Source organism: Archangium gephyra (genome assembly GCF_049060025.1).
GTDB classification, from domain to species: Bacteria; Myxococcota; Myxococcia; order Myxococcales; family Myxococcaceae; genus Archangium; species Archangium gephyra_A.
Window position 1 is genome coordinate 6,707,204 of sequence record NZ_JBMEQQ010000002.1, and the last position, 15,245, is coordinate 6,722,448.

Consider the following 15,245-nt stretch of genomic DNA (forward strand, 5'->3'; position numbering starts at 1 on the left):
CCCCATGGCGCTGCCCGCACTGGCCCTCGGCTGGCTGCTGGTGGCCTCCGCCCCGGCCGTCAAATACAAGGCCTCGGCCCGCGTCGAGTCCGTCATCCGCACGCCGCTGCTCACCGAGACGTCCGCCACCCAGGTGGTGACGGACCTGATGCTCGTGCCGCGCCTGGACGGCGTCCTCTACACCAACCGCCTCGAGGTCAAGTTCGTCTACGAGCCGCAGTTCCTCATCCGCCAGTCGTTCATGCGGCCCTCGCTGGAGATCCTCCAGTCCGTCTACTCGCGCGCCGACTACAAAATCCGCCGGGACTTCTCGCTGATCGGCGTCCACACCACCACCTTCGGCAACTTCCCCTTCGAGAACTACGGCGGCGTGGGCGGAGGCAGCCTCCCGGCGGCCCCCGTGGGCACGACGCTGCGCACCGACAGCGCCTACATCTACACGGAGACCGCGGCGGGCTTCTGGACGTCGCTGGGCATCAAGCGCCTGTCAGTGGCCGGTACGCTCGGTTGGGTCGTCAATGGTCTGCTGGAGGGCCCCACGCGTCCCCTCACCCGAGGCAACGCGGCCTACCCCCAGCAGCGCTACCCCGAGCTGCGCGTCCAGTCCTACTATGGCGCCACGCCCCGCGACATGTTCACGCTGTCGCTGTACGGCCGGGACGTGGCCTTCTCCACCGGCAACCATGCCTCGGTGCTCCAGTTCGCCCCGGGCCTCCAGCACCAGTTCTCCCCCCTGGTGGACTTGAGCGTCGAGCCCGGCATCGCGGTGGGCCGGGCGCACGCCCGGCGACCAGACGAGTTGCCGAAGGACCTGGTCATGCCCACCCTGGAAACCACCCTCAATACCCCCGTTCCCCTTGGCAACCATTGGCCGGTGAAGGCCAAGGTGCGCGCGCGTTACCTGCCCTACATGGATCCCCTCACCACCAAGCTCATCCCCCGAGCCGATGTGGGACTCGACCTGGAATGGAAGGGCCGGCGCGAGGCCAAGGTGCTGGGAAAACTCCGCTATGCCCACCCCCTCACGACGGGCGTCCATCACGACGACGCCGAGGCGCGCGCCGAAATCGAGGCGCTGCTGCCCCTCCCGGTTTCTCGTTATCTCTTCGTACAGGGAAAAGCGCAGTACACCTGGGCGAAGCACGTGGTTCTCGGCAGCCTGCCCGCCGTGCAGTGGTACACCAGCGTTGGATTGGTCGTCCGGTATGACCGTGGTAGGCTTTAGGCGCACCAGGCCATGAAGAAGTTCATCTTGATGTCGGTGCTGTACGCCGTCCTCATCCTGCCGAGCCTGGCGGCGCGTGAGCGCAACGCGGTGCGTGGCGCGAAACGGGCGGTGGCGCTGTTCGTGGCGTACAACTTCCTCTATGCCTTCCTCGTCCTGTCGGTCTGGACGCAGATGGAAGACTGAGAAAAGGCCTGAGAGACTCTATGCAGCAGCAAGGAACAACCGTCCTCGTCGTCGAGGACTCGCCCATGTTCCGCAGGATGCTCAGCGACATGCTGCAGAGCCTCGGCTACACGCGCGTGCTGGAGGCCTTCAGCGGGCAGGCGGCCAAGGAGCTCCTGGCCGAGCAGTGTCCGGATCTGGTGTGCCTGGACCTGACGTTGCCGGACATCTCCGGCTACGAGGTGTGCGAGCACATCCGCGCCACGCCGGCCCTGCAGAACGTGCCGGTGCTGATGATTTCAGCGCGCTCGCAGACGATGGACCGGGCGCAGGCGGAGGAAGCCGGAGCGACGGGCTACCTCATCAAGCCCTTCACGCCCGAGGAGCTGCGCCTGCAGGTGGAGCGGGTGATGGCGGCGCGCCCGCGGAAGGAAGCGTAGGGAAGCCATGCCCCAGTCCCGTGACGAGCTGCCCGAGGTGGAGCGCGCGCAGGCCCAGATCTTCGACTGGGAAGCGCTGCGCGACTACGCCGGCTTCGTGAAGAACGCGGTGCTGCGCCACAAGCTGCTGGCGCTGGCCACCTTCGTGGTGATGGCGTCGCTCGGGCTGGCGCTCGCCAAGTTCCTGCCGCGCAGCTACTACTCCGAGGCCTCGCTGCTGCCCAAGCGCGCCTCCACCATCGCCGCGCTGGTCAACCCGGACCGCATCCCGGCGCTGGACCCCGACCCGCCCAATCCGCTGCGCCCGCCCGGCGAGGTGGACTCGGTGACGCGCTCGGCCGCCCAGGCGGTGATGCGGCGCGAGAACCTGGTGGCGCTCATCAAGCGGGTGAACCTGCTGGACCGCTGGGAGGCCACGCGCGCCCCGCTGCTGCGCTTCAAGGACACGGTGATGCACCTGCTGTCCGGGCGCCCCAGCGAGGACATCAAGCTGGACGCCATGGTGGGCATGCTGGAGAAGGCCCTCATCGTCAACACCGAGGACGGCAAGGTGGCCATCGGCATCACCTGGCCGGATCCGCAGCTCGCCTACGAGCTGGTGGAGGCCGCGCAGCAGAGCTTCCTCGAGGCCCGTCAGAAGGAGGACCTCGCCAGCATCACCGACGCGCTCGCCATCCTCGAGGAGCACGAGAAGGTCGCCAGCGAGAACTACAAGAAGTCCTATCTCGAGTTCGAGAAGGTCTTCGCGCAGATCATGGTCGAGCGCCGCCGGGCGGTGGGAGATCCGCGCGTGGGCGGCTTCAACTCGAACCAGCACCTGGCGGAGCTGCGCTTCCTCATCCGCGCCAAGCGGCGCGCCATCTCGGACTCCGAGGAGAAGCACAACCGGCGCCTGGAAGAGCTCAACGCGGACCTGGTGGCGCAGCGCAAGCTGTACGGGGAGAACCACCCCAACATCGTGGAGATTCAACAGCGCATCAACGGGCTGCGAGCCCAGGGCTCGCCGCAGACGACGACGCTGCTGAGCGAGGAGAACGAGCTGACGCGGGAGTACTCGCGCTTCGGCGGCGGTGACGTGCCCTTCCCCGACGAGCCGATGCCGGACCCGTACGGCCTGGAGCGCGTGCTGATGGGCATCCTCCCGGCCATCCGGGACAACCCCAAGGCGGCGGTGACCCTGGACGAGCTGCAGTCGCGCACCATCGTCATGCAGCAGCTCCGCAAGCGGATTGATGGGGCGAAGCTGGAGCGCGACATCTCCCAGGCCTCCTTCAAGTACCGCTACACCCTGCTCACCCCGGCCGAGTTCCCCCGCACGCCGGTGAAGCCCAACGCGAAGGTGATCGCCCTGGGCGGCATCTTCGCGGGCCTCATCCTCGGCGTCTTCGCGGCGCTCGCGCGGGACGTGCTCAGCGGCCAGCTCCTGCAGGCCTGGCAGGTCCGCCGCGGCCTGGGGCTGCCCGTCCTCGCGGAGCTGGAAGCGCCCCAATTCGAGACCCAGTCCTCCTCTTCTTCCCGCTAGTCCAGCACCCCCGCCTCCCCCCGAAGTCCACCCCCCCATGATGCTCGACTTGCTGCTCGTCCTCCTGGCCCTGCCGGTGCTCGCCGCCGCGGGCTACCTCCTGCTGCTCACGCTCCTGTCGGGGCTGAAGGAGGCACCGCCCCGGGTGGCGCCGCGGCTCAAGTTCGACATCATCATCCCCGCCCACAACGAGGAGGCGGGCATCGCCCGCACGGTGACAAACCTCTCGCGGGTGGACTACCCGGCGGAGCTGCGGCGCATCCTCGTGGTGGCGGACAACTGCACGGACGCCACGGCGGACCGGGCGGGCGAGGCCGGCGCCACGGTGCTGGTGCGCCACAACCAGGAGCTGCGCGGCAAGGGCTACGCCCTGCAGCACGCCTTCGAGCGGAGCCTCGCGGACGGCTTCGCCGACGCGGTGGTGGTGGTGGACGCGGACACGGAGGTGACGTCCAACCTGCTGCACGCCTTCGGGCTGCGGCTGGAGGCGGGCGCGCACGCGGTGCAGGCGCACTACGGCGTGCTCAACCCGCAGGCCTCCTGGCGCACCCGGCTGATGGCCGTGGCCATGGCGCTCTTCCACAAGGTGCGCTCCATGGGCCGCGAGCGGCTGGGCGTCTCGTGCGGCCTGCGCGGCAACGGCATGTGCTTCACCCACGCCATCATCCGCCAGGTGCCCCACGAGGCCTTCTCCATCGTGGAAGACCTGGAGTACGGCATCCGCCTGGGCAAGGCGGGCCAGCGCGTGCACTACGCCTGGGAGGCCGAGGCGCTCGGTGAGATGGTGACGAGCGAGAAGGCCGCGCGCTCGCAGCGCCGCCGCTGGGATGGCGGGCGCATGGCGATGACGCGCAAGTTTGGCCTGCCGCTGCTCGCCGAGGGCCTGCGCAAGGGCGACAAGGTGCTGGTGGACCTGGCCATGGACCTCTTGGTGCCGCCGCTGAGCTGGGTGGTGCTGGGCGCGGGCGCGGTGGCGGTGGCCTCGGGCGCGCTGTCGCTGTGGCAGGGGCACGTGACGCTGTCCGCGTACGCGGCGGCGGCGAGCATGCTGTCGCTGGTGCTCTACGTGATGCGCGGCTGGTGGGTGTCCGGCATGGGCCTGTCGGGCCTGTCGGCGCTGGCCTGGGCGCCCTTCTACGTGGCCTGGAAGGTGTGGCTGATGCTCAGCCGCCCCGAGGAGAAGAAGGGCGAGTGGGTGCGCACCACGCGCGAGGCCCCCAAGCCTTGAGATGATTCAGGATTTCCTCTCCCGCCCCCTCGTCTTCCTCGCGTCGCTGGCCCTGCTCGGGCTGGCGACCCTGGGGCTGCTCGTCCTGGCTCCGGCCGCCGCGCTGCTGCCGGTGGTGCTCGTCGTGGGCGGGTGGTGGGTGTGCCAGCAGAAGATCCGCACGCTGGCGCTCGCCATCTTCGCCATGGCCGTCACGGTGGACCTCGTCACCGAGGTGCCCTACGAGGGCCACTGGCAGTCGCCGCTCTACTTCCCCGGCCTGCTGCTCTTCACCAAGCCGGGCATGTCCCTGCCCCTCATCGACCTGGCCACCGTGGGGCTGCTGGGGCTCAATGCCTACCGGCGCGCCATGGGCATCACCATCGACGGCCCGCCCACGCCGCCCCTGCCCAAGCCGCTCGTCCTCGCGCTGATGGCCCAGACGGCCACCATCCTCTGGCTGCAGGTGTGGGGCATCTACATCAACGGCGGCAACTCGACGGTGGCCAAGTGGCAGTGGCACCAGATGCTGATGCTGCCCCTGCTGGTGGCGCTCTTCAACGTCGCCCTGCGCGGCCCCGAGGACTTCCGCACCATCGGCCGCATCCTCATCGTGGGCTGCTTCACCAAGGCCTTCCTCGGCGCCTTCTTCATCCTCACCATCGCCCGGCCGCGCGGCCTGTACCACGAGTACGCCACCACCCACTCGGACACGGTGCTGTACGTCGCCGGCCTCACCACCGTCATCATGTCGTGGATGGAGGAGCCCCTCCGCAAGCACTTCTGGCGCATGGTGGGCGTGTGCTCCGTCATCCTCATGGGCATGCACTACAACGACCGGCGCCTGGCCTACGTGAGCTTCACGTTCGCCCTCATCGCCGCGTACGTCGTCAGCCCCTGGCACTGGGTGAAGCGCTACGCCACCCGCGCCGGCCTGGTGCTCGCGCCCCTCTTCCCCTTCTACCTCGCCATCGGCTGGTCCAACCCCACCGGCATCTTCGGCATCGTCGGCGTCTTCAAGTCCCTGGTGGAGGGCGAGAACCTCCAGAAGGGGCAGATGGACTACCGCGACATCGAGAACCTCGACGTCGTCTACACCTGGGAGCAGAGCCCCCTCATGGGCACCGGCTGGGGCCACCCCTTCCTCGAGAAGATCGCCCTGCCCGACATCTCCCACGCCTTCGCCGACTACCTCTACCACCCCCACAATTCCGTACTCGGAATGCTGGCCTTTGGCGGAATTATTGGTTTCTCGGGCTTGTGGGCCTGGGTCTCCATCTCCATGTTCCTGTCCGTTCGGGCCTACCACCGGGCGCATGCGCCGGTGGCCCGCGCGGGAGGATTGGTGGCGATGTCGGTGATTATCGCCTATACCAACCAGTGCTTCGGCGACATGGGGACCATCAGTTGGCTGGGCACCGTGCTGGTGGCGATGGCGGCCACGTGCTCCGGCAAGCTCGCAACTGTCACGAATGCGTGGCCGGCACCCCAGGCTCTACGAAACGAAGTCTCGGAGCCTGAGAAAACGGCCAGCCCAGTAGGAAATCTGGTATGATACCGCACCGCAAACCGAAGAGGCCAAGGAAATACGACAGTCCGGAGGCAAACTCTGCCGCTTCCGAGATGCCAAACGCCCGGCAACGCGGTAACATGGCTCTGCCCATGTTCGAGCCTCATGACAAGAAGACCAAGGGTGGCTCGCGGAACGGAGGTCCGAATCCACCGGACCAGCGGCGCGTGGTACAGCCGCTGTCGGTGATTCGGGGCAACCGGACGCAGCCCGCCCCCACGTCTCCTTCGGCGCCTGCCCCCAACGGGGAGGGTACGTCCGAGGTCGTCGAGCAACAGCAGCCCGTTCCCCAGCAGAAGTCCGCCAACGCCGCGCCCTCGAGCACCCTGCTGCACCTGTGGGCGATGCTCAACCAGCGCGGCCGGTGGTCGTCGCTGGTGGTGGTGCCCTCGCACGAGAGCGGCTCGGGCTTGCAGGTGGTGCAGGCCATCATCGAGGTGGCCAGCAGGCAGAGCAGCACGCCGGTGCACTTCCTGGACGCGGAAGGCCTGGAAGCTCGGCGCCGCCCAGCACGTGGTGGCCGAGATGATGGCCTACGTGGAGCAGGGGGACCGCGTGGTGGTCCTGCTCGACTCCGTCGTGGCCAACCCGGTGGGCCTGGAAGTCGCCCTGGCGGCCGAGCGGGCGCTGCTGTGCGTCTCACTTGGGACTTCGGATTACACCTCCGCTCGCCGTACGCTGGACCTGATTGGGAAGGAGCGCTTCCTCGGGAGCGTTACCCTCCAGCCCACGTCCGGAGCTTCGAAGAAATGAGCGCAGCCAACGGCGCCTCTGGCGCCGCTGTTCCACCTCGGCCCGTGGCCCTGCGCCCGCGGCTGAGTGTCGTCGTTGCCACCTACAACCGCGTGGACCTCATCCAACGGCTGCTGGCGCAGTTCGCCCGGCAGACGCTGCCCGCCTCGGACTTCGAGGTGGTGGTGGTGGATGACGGCTCGCGCGAGCCCGTGGCGCCCCACCTGGAGAAGCTGACGCTCCCCTTCAGCCTGCGCGTGGAGACGCAAGCCAACGCCGGTGCGGCGGCGGCCCGTCACCGCGGCGTGCTCGCGGCGCGCGGCGAGGTGGTGCTCATCACCGACGACGACATGCAGGTGGCCGAGGACTTCCTCGCCAAGCACCTGGCGCGTCACCCGCGCGGCTCTCGCAACGTCGTCATCGGCAGCATCCGCCCGGACCCCGCCATCTCCGACATGCCGCTCTTCGAGCGGTGGTACGCGTGGCTCAACAACCGCATCGCCGCGAGCATGAGCGGCCCCAAGCGGCGCGCCCGCGGCTGGCAGCTCTTCACCGGCAACGTCTCGTTCCGCCGCGAGGACTACGTGGCCGCCGGCGGCTTCGACAAGAGCCTCGGCCAGTCCGAGGACATCGAGCTGGGCGTGCGCCTGGAGAAGGCCGGCTGCCGCTTCGAGTTCTGCACCGGGGCGTACGTGCTGCACGGCTCGGATCACACCAGCTTCGAGAAGTGGCTGAAGCGGGCCCACCGCTACGGCATCTTCGACTCGCGCGTGGCGGCCAAACACGCGGACGTGCCGCAGGTGGACCCCTGGCGCTTCCTCTTCGAGATGAATCCGCTGGCCCGGCCGCTGCTGGCCGCCGCGGTGGTGGCGCCCGAGGCCACCCGTCCCGTGACGCAGGCGGTGATGGCGGCCGCGAAGCTCGCGGACAAGGCGGGCCTGCATCAGGCGGCCTTCATGGGCACCTCGGTGACGTACGCCATGGAGTACCTGCGCGGCGCGCGCACCGAGGCGGGCTCCCTGCCCAAGGCGGCCAGGCACGTGGCGCGCTACGCCCTCACCGGCGGCAAGCCCGGCCAGGTGCTCAAGCTGGCCAAGGCCCTCAAGGACGACGCGATGCAGGTGGCGCGCTCCGAGTACGGCCAGCCCGGCGTGAAGGCCGTGGCCGCCATGGTGCTCACCTCGGACGGCTTCCGGGTGCTGGCGCTGCAGCGGATGCGCGAGGCGGCCCGCGGACTGGGCATTCCGCTCGGCAACCACGCGCTGCGCGTGGCGCAGACGGCGGTGCTCGGCGTCGAAATCGGCAAGGACGTGGAGCTGGGCAGCGGCGTGTACTTCGTCCACAGCCTGGGCACCGTGGTGGGCGGCGACGCGAAGGTGGGCAACCGCGTGCGCTTCTACGGCAACAACACCGTGGGCACCGCCAAGGATGACGGCTACCCCGTCATCGAGGATGACGTGTGGGTGGGTGCCGGCGCGCGCATCCTCGGCCCTATCACCGTGGGCGCCCGCTCGCGCATCGGCGCCAACGCGGTGGTGCTCCAGGACGTGCCCCCGGACAGCGTGGCCGTGGGCATTCCCGCGCGTATCATTCCCCGCAACAAGGACGTGGACGGCGAGTGATGCGGCGGTCCGGTAGCAGCGGTGCACCAACGCATGGCAGGAGGGCCCGAGCGGCCCTGCTGGCCGGCGTGTACCTGTGCGTCCCCGTGCTGCAGTCCTGCAAGCAGAACACCTCCCAGGCGGCCACCTCCTCCGGGCCCGTCTTGCCCTCGGGCGTCTACAACATCCCCCCGCTCACCGAGACGGCCTGGGCCGGCGGGCTCCAAGCCGGATGGGAGGACGAGGGCTGGTCCGAGCGGGATACGAAGCACTCGGGCAGCGCGAAGATGCGCCTGGCCAACCTGGGCGGCTTCATGCTGCACAAGAAGGGCATCCAGGGGGAGTTCGGCGGACTGGCGCTGCGCTACAAGGCGCCCGCGGGCTTCGGCGACTTCCTCGAGGTGCGGCTGGACTCGGAGGGCGAGACGCTCTTCCCCCGCGTGCGCGTGGACGGAAGCCACGTGGCGCGCCGCGAGGGCGAGTGGGTGCAGCTCTTCATCCCCTTCGAGCAGCTCAACCCGGAGAAGGTGACCTTCAGCCGGCTCGTCATCCGCGCCTACAAGAAGGTGGGCAACGACTGGGTGGAGATGGATCAGGTGGGCCTCACCGCTCCCGGTGGCATGACGCCCGCCGATGGCACCGCCTTCGCGCAACAGCAGTCCCAGCAGCCGGGCGAGGCGGCCCGCGCCGTCGTCGAGCCCGTGGAGCTGGCCTATGACAACGGCCTGCAGCCGGGCTGGGAAGACCGTGGCTGGTCCGAGCGCGAGCTGAAGGGGGCCACCCCGGCGAAGCTGCGCATGGCGCACCTGGGCGGGTGGATCCTCTACAAGAAGGGCCTGGGCGCCGAGTACGGCGGCGTCGCGCTGCGCTACAAGGCACCCCCGGGCTTCGGGGATTTCCTCGAGCTGCGGCTGGACTCCGAGGGCGAGACGCTCTTCCCCCGCGTGCGGCTGTCGGACGCGTACATCACCGCGCGAGACGGCGAGTGGACGCAGGTGTTCGTCCCCATGGCGGAGCTCAACCCGGACAAGCACGCCTTCACGCAGCTCGTCGTGCGCGCCCACAAGAACGTGGAGAAGGACTGGGTGGAGCTGAACCAGGTGGGCCTGGCCCGGCTCGTCACCACCGCCACGCCCAGCGCCGCCGGGCAGCAGGCGCTTCCGGACGCGGCCGCGGTGGGCGGGGGCCGCGTGGCGCTCGGCGATGCCAAGAGCGCCAAGGTCGTGGTGGACTGCACCCAGCGCGGCCACCCCATCAGCCCGCTCATCTACGGCATCGCCTTCAACAACCTGCGCGAGCTCAAGGACAGCCACCAGTGGGAGCTCGGCGCCACGGCGCGCCGCTGGGGCGGCAACCCCACCTCCCGCTACAACTGGAAGCTGGGCAACGTCTGGAACACGGCCAACGACTACTTCTTCCGCAACATCATCCTCGGCACCACGCCCCAGTACACCTCCGACAGCTTCCTCCAGGCCAACCAGCAGCGCGGCCTCCAGTCCGCCCTCACCGTGCCCATGCTCGGCTGGGTGGCCAAGGACTCCACCTCCGTCGGCTTCCCCAAGTCCCTCTTCGGCGCGCAGCAGAAGATGGACCCGGATGTGACGGAGGCCGGCAACGGCATCTCCCTCTCCGGTGAGGGCCTCTCGCCGCTGCCCGCCGCCCAGACGAGCGTCGAGGCACCGCCCTCCTTCATCCACGAGTGGGTGCGCTCCATCCGCGAGAAGGACAAGACGCGCGGGCGCACCGTGCACCAGTACATCCTCGACAACGAGCCGATGCTCTGGAACACCACGCACCGGGACGTGCACCCCGAGCCCGTCACCTACGACGAGCTGCTCGAGCGCACCATCGCCTACGGCACCGCCGTGCGTCAGGCGGACCCCGAGGGTCTCATCGCCGGCCCGGCCGAGTGGGGCTGGACGAACTACTTCAACTCGGCGGCCGACGTGGCCCCGGGCGGCAACAAGAAGGACCGCAAGGCCCACGGCAACACGCCGCTGATCGCCTGGTACCTCAAGAAGCTCGCCGAGCACGAGAAGCAGACGGGCGTGCGCGTCCTCGACGTGTTGGATCTGCACTTCTACCCGCAGGGCGATGGCATCGGCTTCGAGGAGCGCGGCGCCACGGACCCGGACACCTCGGCGCGGCGCATCCGCTCCACGCGCGCGCTGTGGGACCCGAAGTACAAGGACGAGTCCTGGATTGATGACCACGTCGAGCTGATTCCGCGCATGAAGCGCTGGGTGGCGGAGAACTACCCCGGCCGCGGCCTGTCCATCGGCGAGTACAACTTCGGCGCCACGGGCCACATGAGCGGAGGCCTCGCGCAGGCCGAGGCCCTGGGACGCTTCGCCGAGCACAACCTCACCTCGGCCTTCCTCTTCACCTACCCGCCCAACCGCAGCCCCACCTTCTGGGCCTTCCGCGCCTTCCGCAACTTCGACGGCAAGGGCGGGCGCTTCCAGGACAACTACGTGCCCACGAAGTTCGAGAAGGCCTCGGACTCGCAGGGCATGTCGCTGTTCGCCTCGCGCAGCGATGACGGCAAGCGCGTGGTGGCCATCGCCCTCAACCTCGAGCCGGACGCCGCCCGCAGCACCCAGGTGGAGCTCAAGGGTTGCGGCAACGTGGCCAGCGCCCGGGTGATGGGCTACGCGGGCGAGCCCTCCGGCTTCGCCGAGCGGAAGTCCTTCTTCCAGGCCGGCAGCAGCCTGCAGATGTTGCTGCCTCCCTGGTCCATCACCGTGCTCGACGTGACGCTCAAGCAGTAGGGGCGCGGAGGCTCGCGCCCCACGGCTCACCTCGCCGGGCGGGCGAGGGCTTCCACCTGATCGTCACTCAGCTCCAGCTTCTCCTCCGAGCCACTCCACACGAAGGGGATGCCCGGCTGACGGTAGAGCGTCGAGGGGATGTTGCGCGCCATCTTCGCGTGCAGCTCCGGCAGCTTCGACCAGTGCAGCGCCTGCTTCGTGTGGTGCGCCGTGTGGTAGCCGAGGTTGCCCGTCATCAGGTTGTAGCCCCGGTGAAGGATGTTGTACGAGGCCTCGGCGTGGTCCTTCGTCTCCAGCCCCACGTGGTGGAAGTACGTGGCCCAGGACGTCACGTACAGCGACACGCACATGGGCAGCAGGAAGACGAAGAGCGCGTTGTACCAGTCGTGCCAGAACAGCACGCCCAGCAGCACCACCTGCAGCGCCGCCATGGACAGGAAGACGCGCAGCGCCTTGGGGTGCTTGCGCCCCACCTGGAAGGCCCTCGGGTAGGCCGTCAGCGCCGTGGTGAGCGAGTACTCCACTTCACCCATGGTGGAGCCGTCGGCGCGCTTCCACGTCGACTCGTCCTTCTCCTGGTCCAGGTAGTTCACGTGATGGCCCACCACGTGGTGAAGGAACCACGTATGGGACGTCACCCCCGTCTGGAAGCCGAAAACGACTTCCAGCAGCCGGTTGAGCGGCGCGTGCCGGAACATCGTCAGGTGCTGGTGGTGGTGGTTCCACGCGCTGATCCACCCCTTCGGAATGGCCATCACCGCGAGCCACAGCATGGGCAACCACCAGCTGCTCGCCATGAAATACACCGTCAGGTCGAGTGCGAACACGCACGCGAACAGCAGGACGGGGATGCGATCCTCGGGGTGACGGAACAAGGTCATGCGTCTTCCACTCTGGTGAGATCCGGCGAGATGGGCTGGGTAGGATACAGCGAGGCCCGGAATCACCGAGTAAGGATTTGAGAACGGCGGGGCGGACAGCGGCTCCCCAGGCCGTCCGCTGTTCCCCCACGGCCCCTCCCCCCGGGACGTCCCTCTCGTTGACCGGGGCACCCTTCTCCCCTCGCTCTGCTCAGCAGTCAGCGCCGCGCCCGCCTGTCTCCTGCCCATGTGCGATGGCGCCTCTACCTTCGCCCAACGAGGAACGCAGGGGGGCGCATGGGCAAATGGCAGGAAACCCTGGACACCGTCCAGAAGCTGGCCCGGGGCAAGGAGATCGAGCAGTTCCGCATCGACTCCGCCGACTTCCTCTCCGCGCGCGAGCGGGGTGAGGCGCCCGGTACCCGCATCGAGCAGCGGAGCGCCACACTCGAGGACTCCGCGGAGATCGTCAACCGCAGCTTCCCCCAGCGCGACGCCAACTCGGGCCAGTACACCAACGTCATCTCCCCCGTCGTCATCCCCAAGGACCACCGCTCCTACCTCTGGGCCGCCATCGTCCTCGGGCTGGTGGCGCTCGGCCTCACCGGCGCGGGCCTCACCGCGGTCCTCGGCGGCCTGCCCGGCCTCGGCAACCTCTCGACGATTCTCTTCGGGCCCCACTACTGGCTGGTGGTGGCCGGCTACACGGCCTTCAACCTGTGGCGCAACAGCTTCGTCAAGGTGCCCGACGGCTGCCAGGCCCTCATCACCCGCTTCGGCAAGCTGGAGGAGATCGCCGGGCCGGGCCGCAAAACCCTGCTCAACCCCTGGAAGCGCGTCAGCTACATCATCAACACCACGCGCGAGTACCCCTACAACGCCCCCATCCGCGAGGCCCCCACCGCCGAGCGCGTCAACGCCTCGGTGGACCTGTTCCTCCAGTTCAAAATAGAGGACCCCGCCCAGTTCATCTTCGCCCTCGGCGGCGCCAACGGCTTCTCCGAGAAGCTCCAGAACGCCATCAGCGAGGTCACCCGCGCCCTCATCTACGAGCAGAAGGCCGAGGACATCTACGACCTCATCGGCGAGAGCACCCAGGCGATGCTCGCGAGCCTCAACCAGCAGTTCCTCCCCGCCGTGCGCTTCGTCAACGCCAACATCACCCACGCCGAGCCCTCCAGCCAGGACTACCGCATGGACCTCGCCGCGCCGGAGATGGTCCGCGTCGCCAAGGAGGCCTACACCTGGCAGTACGAGCTCAAGCTGCGCAAGGAGCAGGACGAGGGCGATCTCAACCGCGAGCTCGCCTCGCTCCACGAGACGCTCTCCGCCATCCGCGCGGAGATCGCCACCTACCAGGCGCAGATCGACACCGCGAAGGAGAAGGAGATCCACCGCGCCAACGCCTACGCCCGCCAGCTCCTGAGCGAGGCCGAGAGCGCCGCCAAGGCCAACGCCGCCCTGCTGGAGGCCCAGGCACTCGACATCCGCGCCGTCAGCAGCGCCTCGTTCCCCGAAATCCTCCAGTACCGCTTCCAGCAGGACGTGCTCGACCGGCTCGAGGCCGTCTCCGGGCACCTGCCTCAAATCATCGACATCGGCGTCGAGGAGGACCAGCGCATCAACTACCTGGAGACGGCGCGGCACATGCTCGGCATCACCGACCAGGCGCTCTACAGCGAGGCGGACATCCAGGTCATCCGCGGACGGACCCGCGAAATCCAGGCGCGCATCCAGGCGCGAGAGAAGCAGCTCCAGGAATTGGAGACGGGAGCCCACGCTGGAGAGGCGGCTCCAGGAGGCCCGGCATGAGCACCCCCGTGAGAAGGCAGGAGTTCTCGAAGATCAAGGAGGCCGTCGCCACCTGGGGCCGCATCCGCCAGTTGCTGCGCTCGGGCGAGGAGGGCCAGGTCGTCCCCGTCGTCATCCCCAAGGACCGGCGCCGCTACGGCTGGCTGGTGTTCGCCGCGTTCGCCTTCTACCTCGCGGGCGTGGCGCTCTTCGCGGACCTCGGGTTCGTCCGCGCCCTGGCGGGGTTCGGCGCCTTCTTCTCGCTCGCGCTCGCGCTGCTGTGGCTGTGGCGCGGCTCCATCGTGGAGATCGAGCAGGGCACCACGGGCATCCTCTCGCGCTACGGCGAAATCGTGGGCACGCTGACGCCGGGACGGCACTACCTCTGGTGGCCCTGGGACAAGGTCGAGGCCGTGGTGGATACCTCGACGGAGGTGCCCTACACCGCGCCCGTGGTGGCCTGCCCCACCAAGGAGAACGTGCCGCTCAAGGCCATCGAGTTCTTCCTCAAGTTCCGCATCGAGGATCCCATCGCCTTCGTGCGCAACATCGGTGCGAGCAACTTCGACATGGTGCTCAGCAGCGCCGTCCAGGACGCCATCCGCCAGCGCAGCCGCCAGGTGCAGACCGAGCGCGCCTATGACCTGCGCGGCAGCGACGTGGGCGACATGCAGACCTACCTCAACAAGCAGATGACCCGTTACGGCGTGCGCATCATCGGCGCGAACATCCCCGACGTGCAGCTCCCCGACCAGTACCAGCAGCACCTCGCCACCCGCGAGAAGGTCGCCAAGGAGTTGGAGGCCTACGCCCGCGGCTGGGAGCTCATCCGCAAGCAGCGCGCCGACAGCCTGCTGATGGAAATAGAGCGCGCCAAGAAGGTGCGCGATGCCCGGCTCGTCGAGGTCAGGGCCGCCACCAACAAGGCGCGCGAGGACGTGGCCCGCATGCTCCAGGAGAAGGAGACCGAGGCGCAGCGCGTGCGCTGGGAAATCGAAGCGCGCGGCCGGGCCACCCTCAAGGAGGCCGAGAACGAGGCGCGTGGACTGCAACACCTCGGCAGGTCCTATCAGGACAACCGGGCCGTGCTGCAGTACCAGCTCGCGCTGCGGCGGCTGAAGGTCGCCGAGGCCCTCATGCGCCACGCCCCGCGCCCCGTCGTCGTGCGCAGCGGCGGCGGTGAGCAGTCCGCGCTCTCCACCCTGGTGCTGGCCCAGATGCTGCCCAAGATGATCGGCCCGAGCGCGCTCGGCCTGAGCAACGGGCACGCGGACGGGCAGGCCGATGGACACGCGGACGGCCATGCGGATGCGCAGGGCCTGGGCACCGGGCACTGAGCCATCTCAAGAAGGGCTCGCCGG

13 protein-coding genes are annotated in these 15,245 nt (G+C 68.8%); 11 read left to right on the forward strand and 2 right to left on the reverse strand.

Annotated features, from left to right (window positions below; genetic code table 11):
- Positions 1–4: 4 nt before the first annotated feature.
- From ACN28I_RS29055 to wzy, 6 genes are read left to right on the forward strand one after another with little or no spacing between them, the layout of a single operon-like run.
- Positions 5–1,225 carry a hypothetical protein gene (locus ACN28I_RS29055; RefSeq protein WP_420945176.1) on the forward strand — a complete coding sequence of 407 codons (1,221 nt, stop codon included), beginning with the start codon at positions 5–7 and terminating at the stop codon, positions 1,223–1,225.
- A gap of 12 nt (positions 1,226–1,237) precedes the next feature.
- Positions 1,238–1,411, forward strand: a complete 174-nt coding sequence (locus ACN28I_RS29060; protein ID WP_420945177.1) for a hypothetical protein — start codon at positions 1,238–1,240, stop codon at positions 1,409–1,411.
- 20 nt (positions 1,412–1,431) lie between these two features.
- On the forward strand, positions 1,432–1,830 hold the full coding sequence (locus ACN28I_RS29065; RefSeq protein ID WP_420945178.1) for a response regulator transcription factor: 399 nt from the start codon (positions 1,432–1,434) through the stop codon (positions 1,828–1,830).
- A 7-nt stretch (positions 1,831–1,837) separates the two neighbouring features.
- Positions 1,838–3,352: a chain-length determining protein gene (locus ACN28I_RS29070; RefSeq protein WP_420945179.1), complete on the forward strand. Its 1,515-nt coding sequence runs from the start codon at positions 1,838–1,840 to the stop codon at positions 3,350–3,352.
- 37 nt (positions 3,353–3,389) lie between these two features.
- The gene (gene epsU, locus ACN28I_RS29075; protein ID WP_420945180.1) at positions 3,390–4,580 is read left to right on the forward strand and encodes an exopolysaccharide biosynthesis GT2 family glycosyltransferase EpsU; all 1,191 of its coding nucleotides are present in this window, start codon (positions 3,390–3,392) and stop codon (positions 4,578–4,580) included.
- 1 nt (position 4,581) lies between these two features.
- The gene (gene wzy / locus ACN28I_RS29080; RefSeq protein ID WP_420945181.1) at positions 4,582–6,114 is read left to right on the forward strand and encodes an exopolysaccharide repeat unit polymerase; all 1,533 of its coding nucleotides are present in this window, start codon (positions 4,582–4,584) and stop codon (positions 6,112–6,114) included.
- Positions 6,115–6,232: 118 nt separating this feature from the next.
- Here the strand turns inward: wzy and ACN28I_RS29085 are convergent, their stop codons facing one another.
- Entirely contained in the window at positions 6,233–6,589 is a 357-nt protein-coding gene (locus ACN28I_RS29085) for a hypothetical protein (protein WP_420945182.1), read from the reverse strand.
- 65 nt (positions 6,590–6,654) lie between these two features.
- Here ACN28I_RS29085 and ACN28I_RS29090 point away from each other — a divergent pair, with 65 nt between their 5' ends.
- From ACN28I_RS29090 to ACN28I_RS29100, 3 genes are read left to right on the forward strand one after another with little or no spacing between them, the layout of a single operon-like run.
- Positions 6,655–6,882, forward strand: coding sequence for a hypothetical protein (locus ACN28I_RS29090; RefSeq protein ID WP_420945183.1), 228 nt, complete (start codon positions 6,655–6,657; stop codon positions 6,880–6,882).
- Complete coding sequence (gene epsD, locus ACN28I_RS29095) at positions 6,879–8,483, forward strand: exopolysaccharide biosynthesis glycosyltransferase EpsD (RefSeq protein WP_420945184.1); 1,605 nt, start codon at positions 6,879–6,881, stop codon at positions 8,481–8,483. The genes ACN28I_RS29090 and epsD overlap by 4 nt, the downstream gene beginning before the upstream one ends.
- Positions 8,483–11,233 (forward strand): glycoside hydrolase family 44 protein, encoded by a 2,751-nt coding sequence (locus ACN28I_RS29100; protein ID WP_420945185.1) that lies wholly within the window; start codon positions 8,483–8,485, stop codon positions 11,231–11,233. Before epsD ends, ACN28I_RS29100 begins: the two co-directional genes overlap by 1 nt.
- A 26-nt stretch (positions 11,234–11,259) precedes the next feature.
- On the opposite strand, the gene ACN28I_RS29105 is transcribed toward ACN28I_RS29100, so the two are convergent.
- Positions 11,260–12,114, reverse strand: a complete 855-nt coding sequence (locus ACN28I_RS29105) for a fatty acid desaturase family protein (protein ID WP_420945186.1) — start codon at positions 12,112–12,114, stop codon at positions 11,260–11,262.
- 276 nt (positions 12,115–12,390) lie between these two features.
- On the opposite strand from ACN28I_RS29105, the gene ACN28I_RS29110 reads away from it, so the two are divergent.
- Positions 12,391–13,905, forward strand: coding sequence for an SPFH domain-containing protein (locus ACN28I_RS29110; RefSeq protein WP_420945187.1), 1,515 nt, complete (start codon positions 12,391–12,393; stop codon positions 13,903–13,905).
- Complete coding sequence (locus ACN28I_RS29115; protein ID WP_420945188.1) at positions 13,902–15,221, forward strand: SPFH domain-containing protein; 1,320 nt, start codon at positions 13,902–13,904, stop codon at positions 15,219–15,221. Before ACN28I_RS29110 ends, ACN28I_RS29115 begins: the two co-directional genes overlap by 4 nt.
- Positions 15,222–15,245 lie beyond the last annotated feature (24 nt).

Excerpts from the sequence above, each read along its gene's own strand:
- ACN28I_RS29100 (WP_420945185.1), top strand. The coding sequence starts at position 8,483 with ATGCGGCGGTCCGGTAGCAGCGGTGCACCAACGCATGGCAGGAGGGCC.
- ACN28I_RS29090 (WP_420945183.1), top strand. The coding sequence starts at position 6,655 with ATGATGGCCTACGTGGAGCAGGGGGACCGCGTGGTGGTCCTGCTCGAC.
- wzy (WP_420945181.1), top strand. The coding sequence starts at position 4,582 with ATGATTCAGGATTTCCTCTCCCGCCCCCTCGTCTTCCTCGCGTCGCTG.
- ACN28I_RS29105 (WP_420945186.1), bottom strand. The coding sequence starts at position 12,114 with ATGACCTTGTTCCGTCACCCCGAGGATCGCATCCCCGTCCTGCTGTTC.
- ACN28I_RS29115 (WP_420945188.1), top strand. The coding sequence starts at position 13,902 with ATGAGCACCCCCGTGAGAAGGCAGGAGTTCTCGAAGATCAAGGAGGCC.
- epsU (WP_420945180.1), top strand. The coding sequence starts at position 3,390 with ATGATGCTCGACTTGCTGCTCGTCCTCCTGGCCCTGCCGGTGCTCGCC.
- ACN28I_RS29070 (WP_420945179.1), top strand. The coding sequence starts at position 1,838 with ATGCCCCAGTCCCGTGACGAGCTGCCCGAGGTGGAGCGCGCGCAGGCC.
- ACN28I_RS29065 (WP_420945178.1), top strand. The coding sequence starts at position 1,432 with ATGCAGCAGCAAGGAACAACCGTCCTCGTCGTCGAGGACTCGCCCATG.
- ACN28I_RS29110 (WP_420945187.1), top strand. The coding sequence starts at position 12,391 with ATGGGCAAATGGCAGGAAACCCTGGACACCGTCCAGAAGCTGGCCCGG.
- ACN28I_RS29060 (WP_420945177.1), top strand. The coding sequence starts at position 1,238 with ATGAAGAAGTTCATCTTGATGTCGGTGCTGTACGCCGTCCTCATCCTG.
- epsD (WP_420945184.1), top strand. The coding sequence starts at position 6,879 with ATGAGCGCAGCCAACGGCGCCTCTGGCGCCGCTGTTCCACCTCGGCCC.
- ACN28I_RS29055 (WP_420945176.1), top strand. The coding sequence starts at position 5 with ATGGCGCTGCCCGCACTGGCCCTCGGCTGGCTGCTGGTGGCCTCCGCC.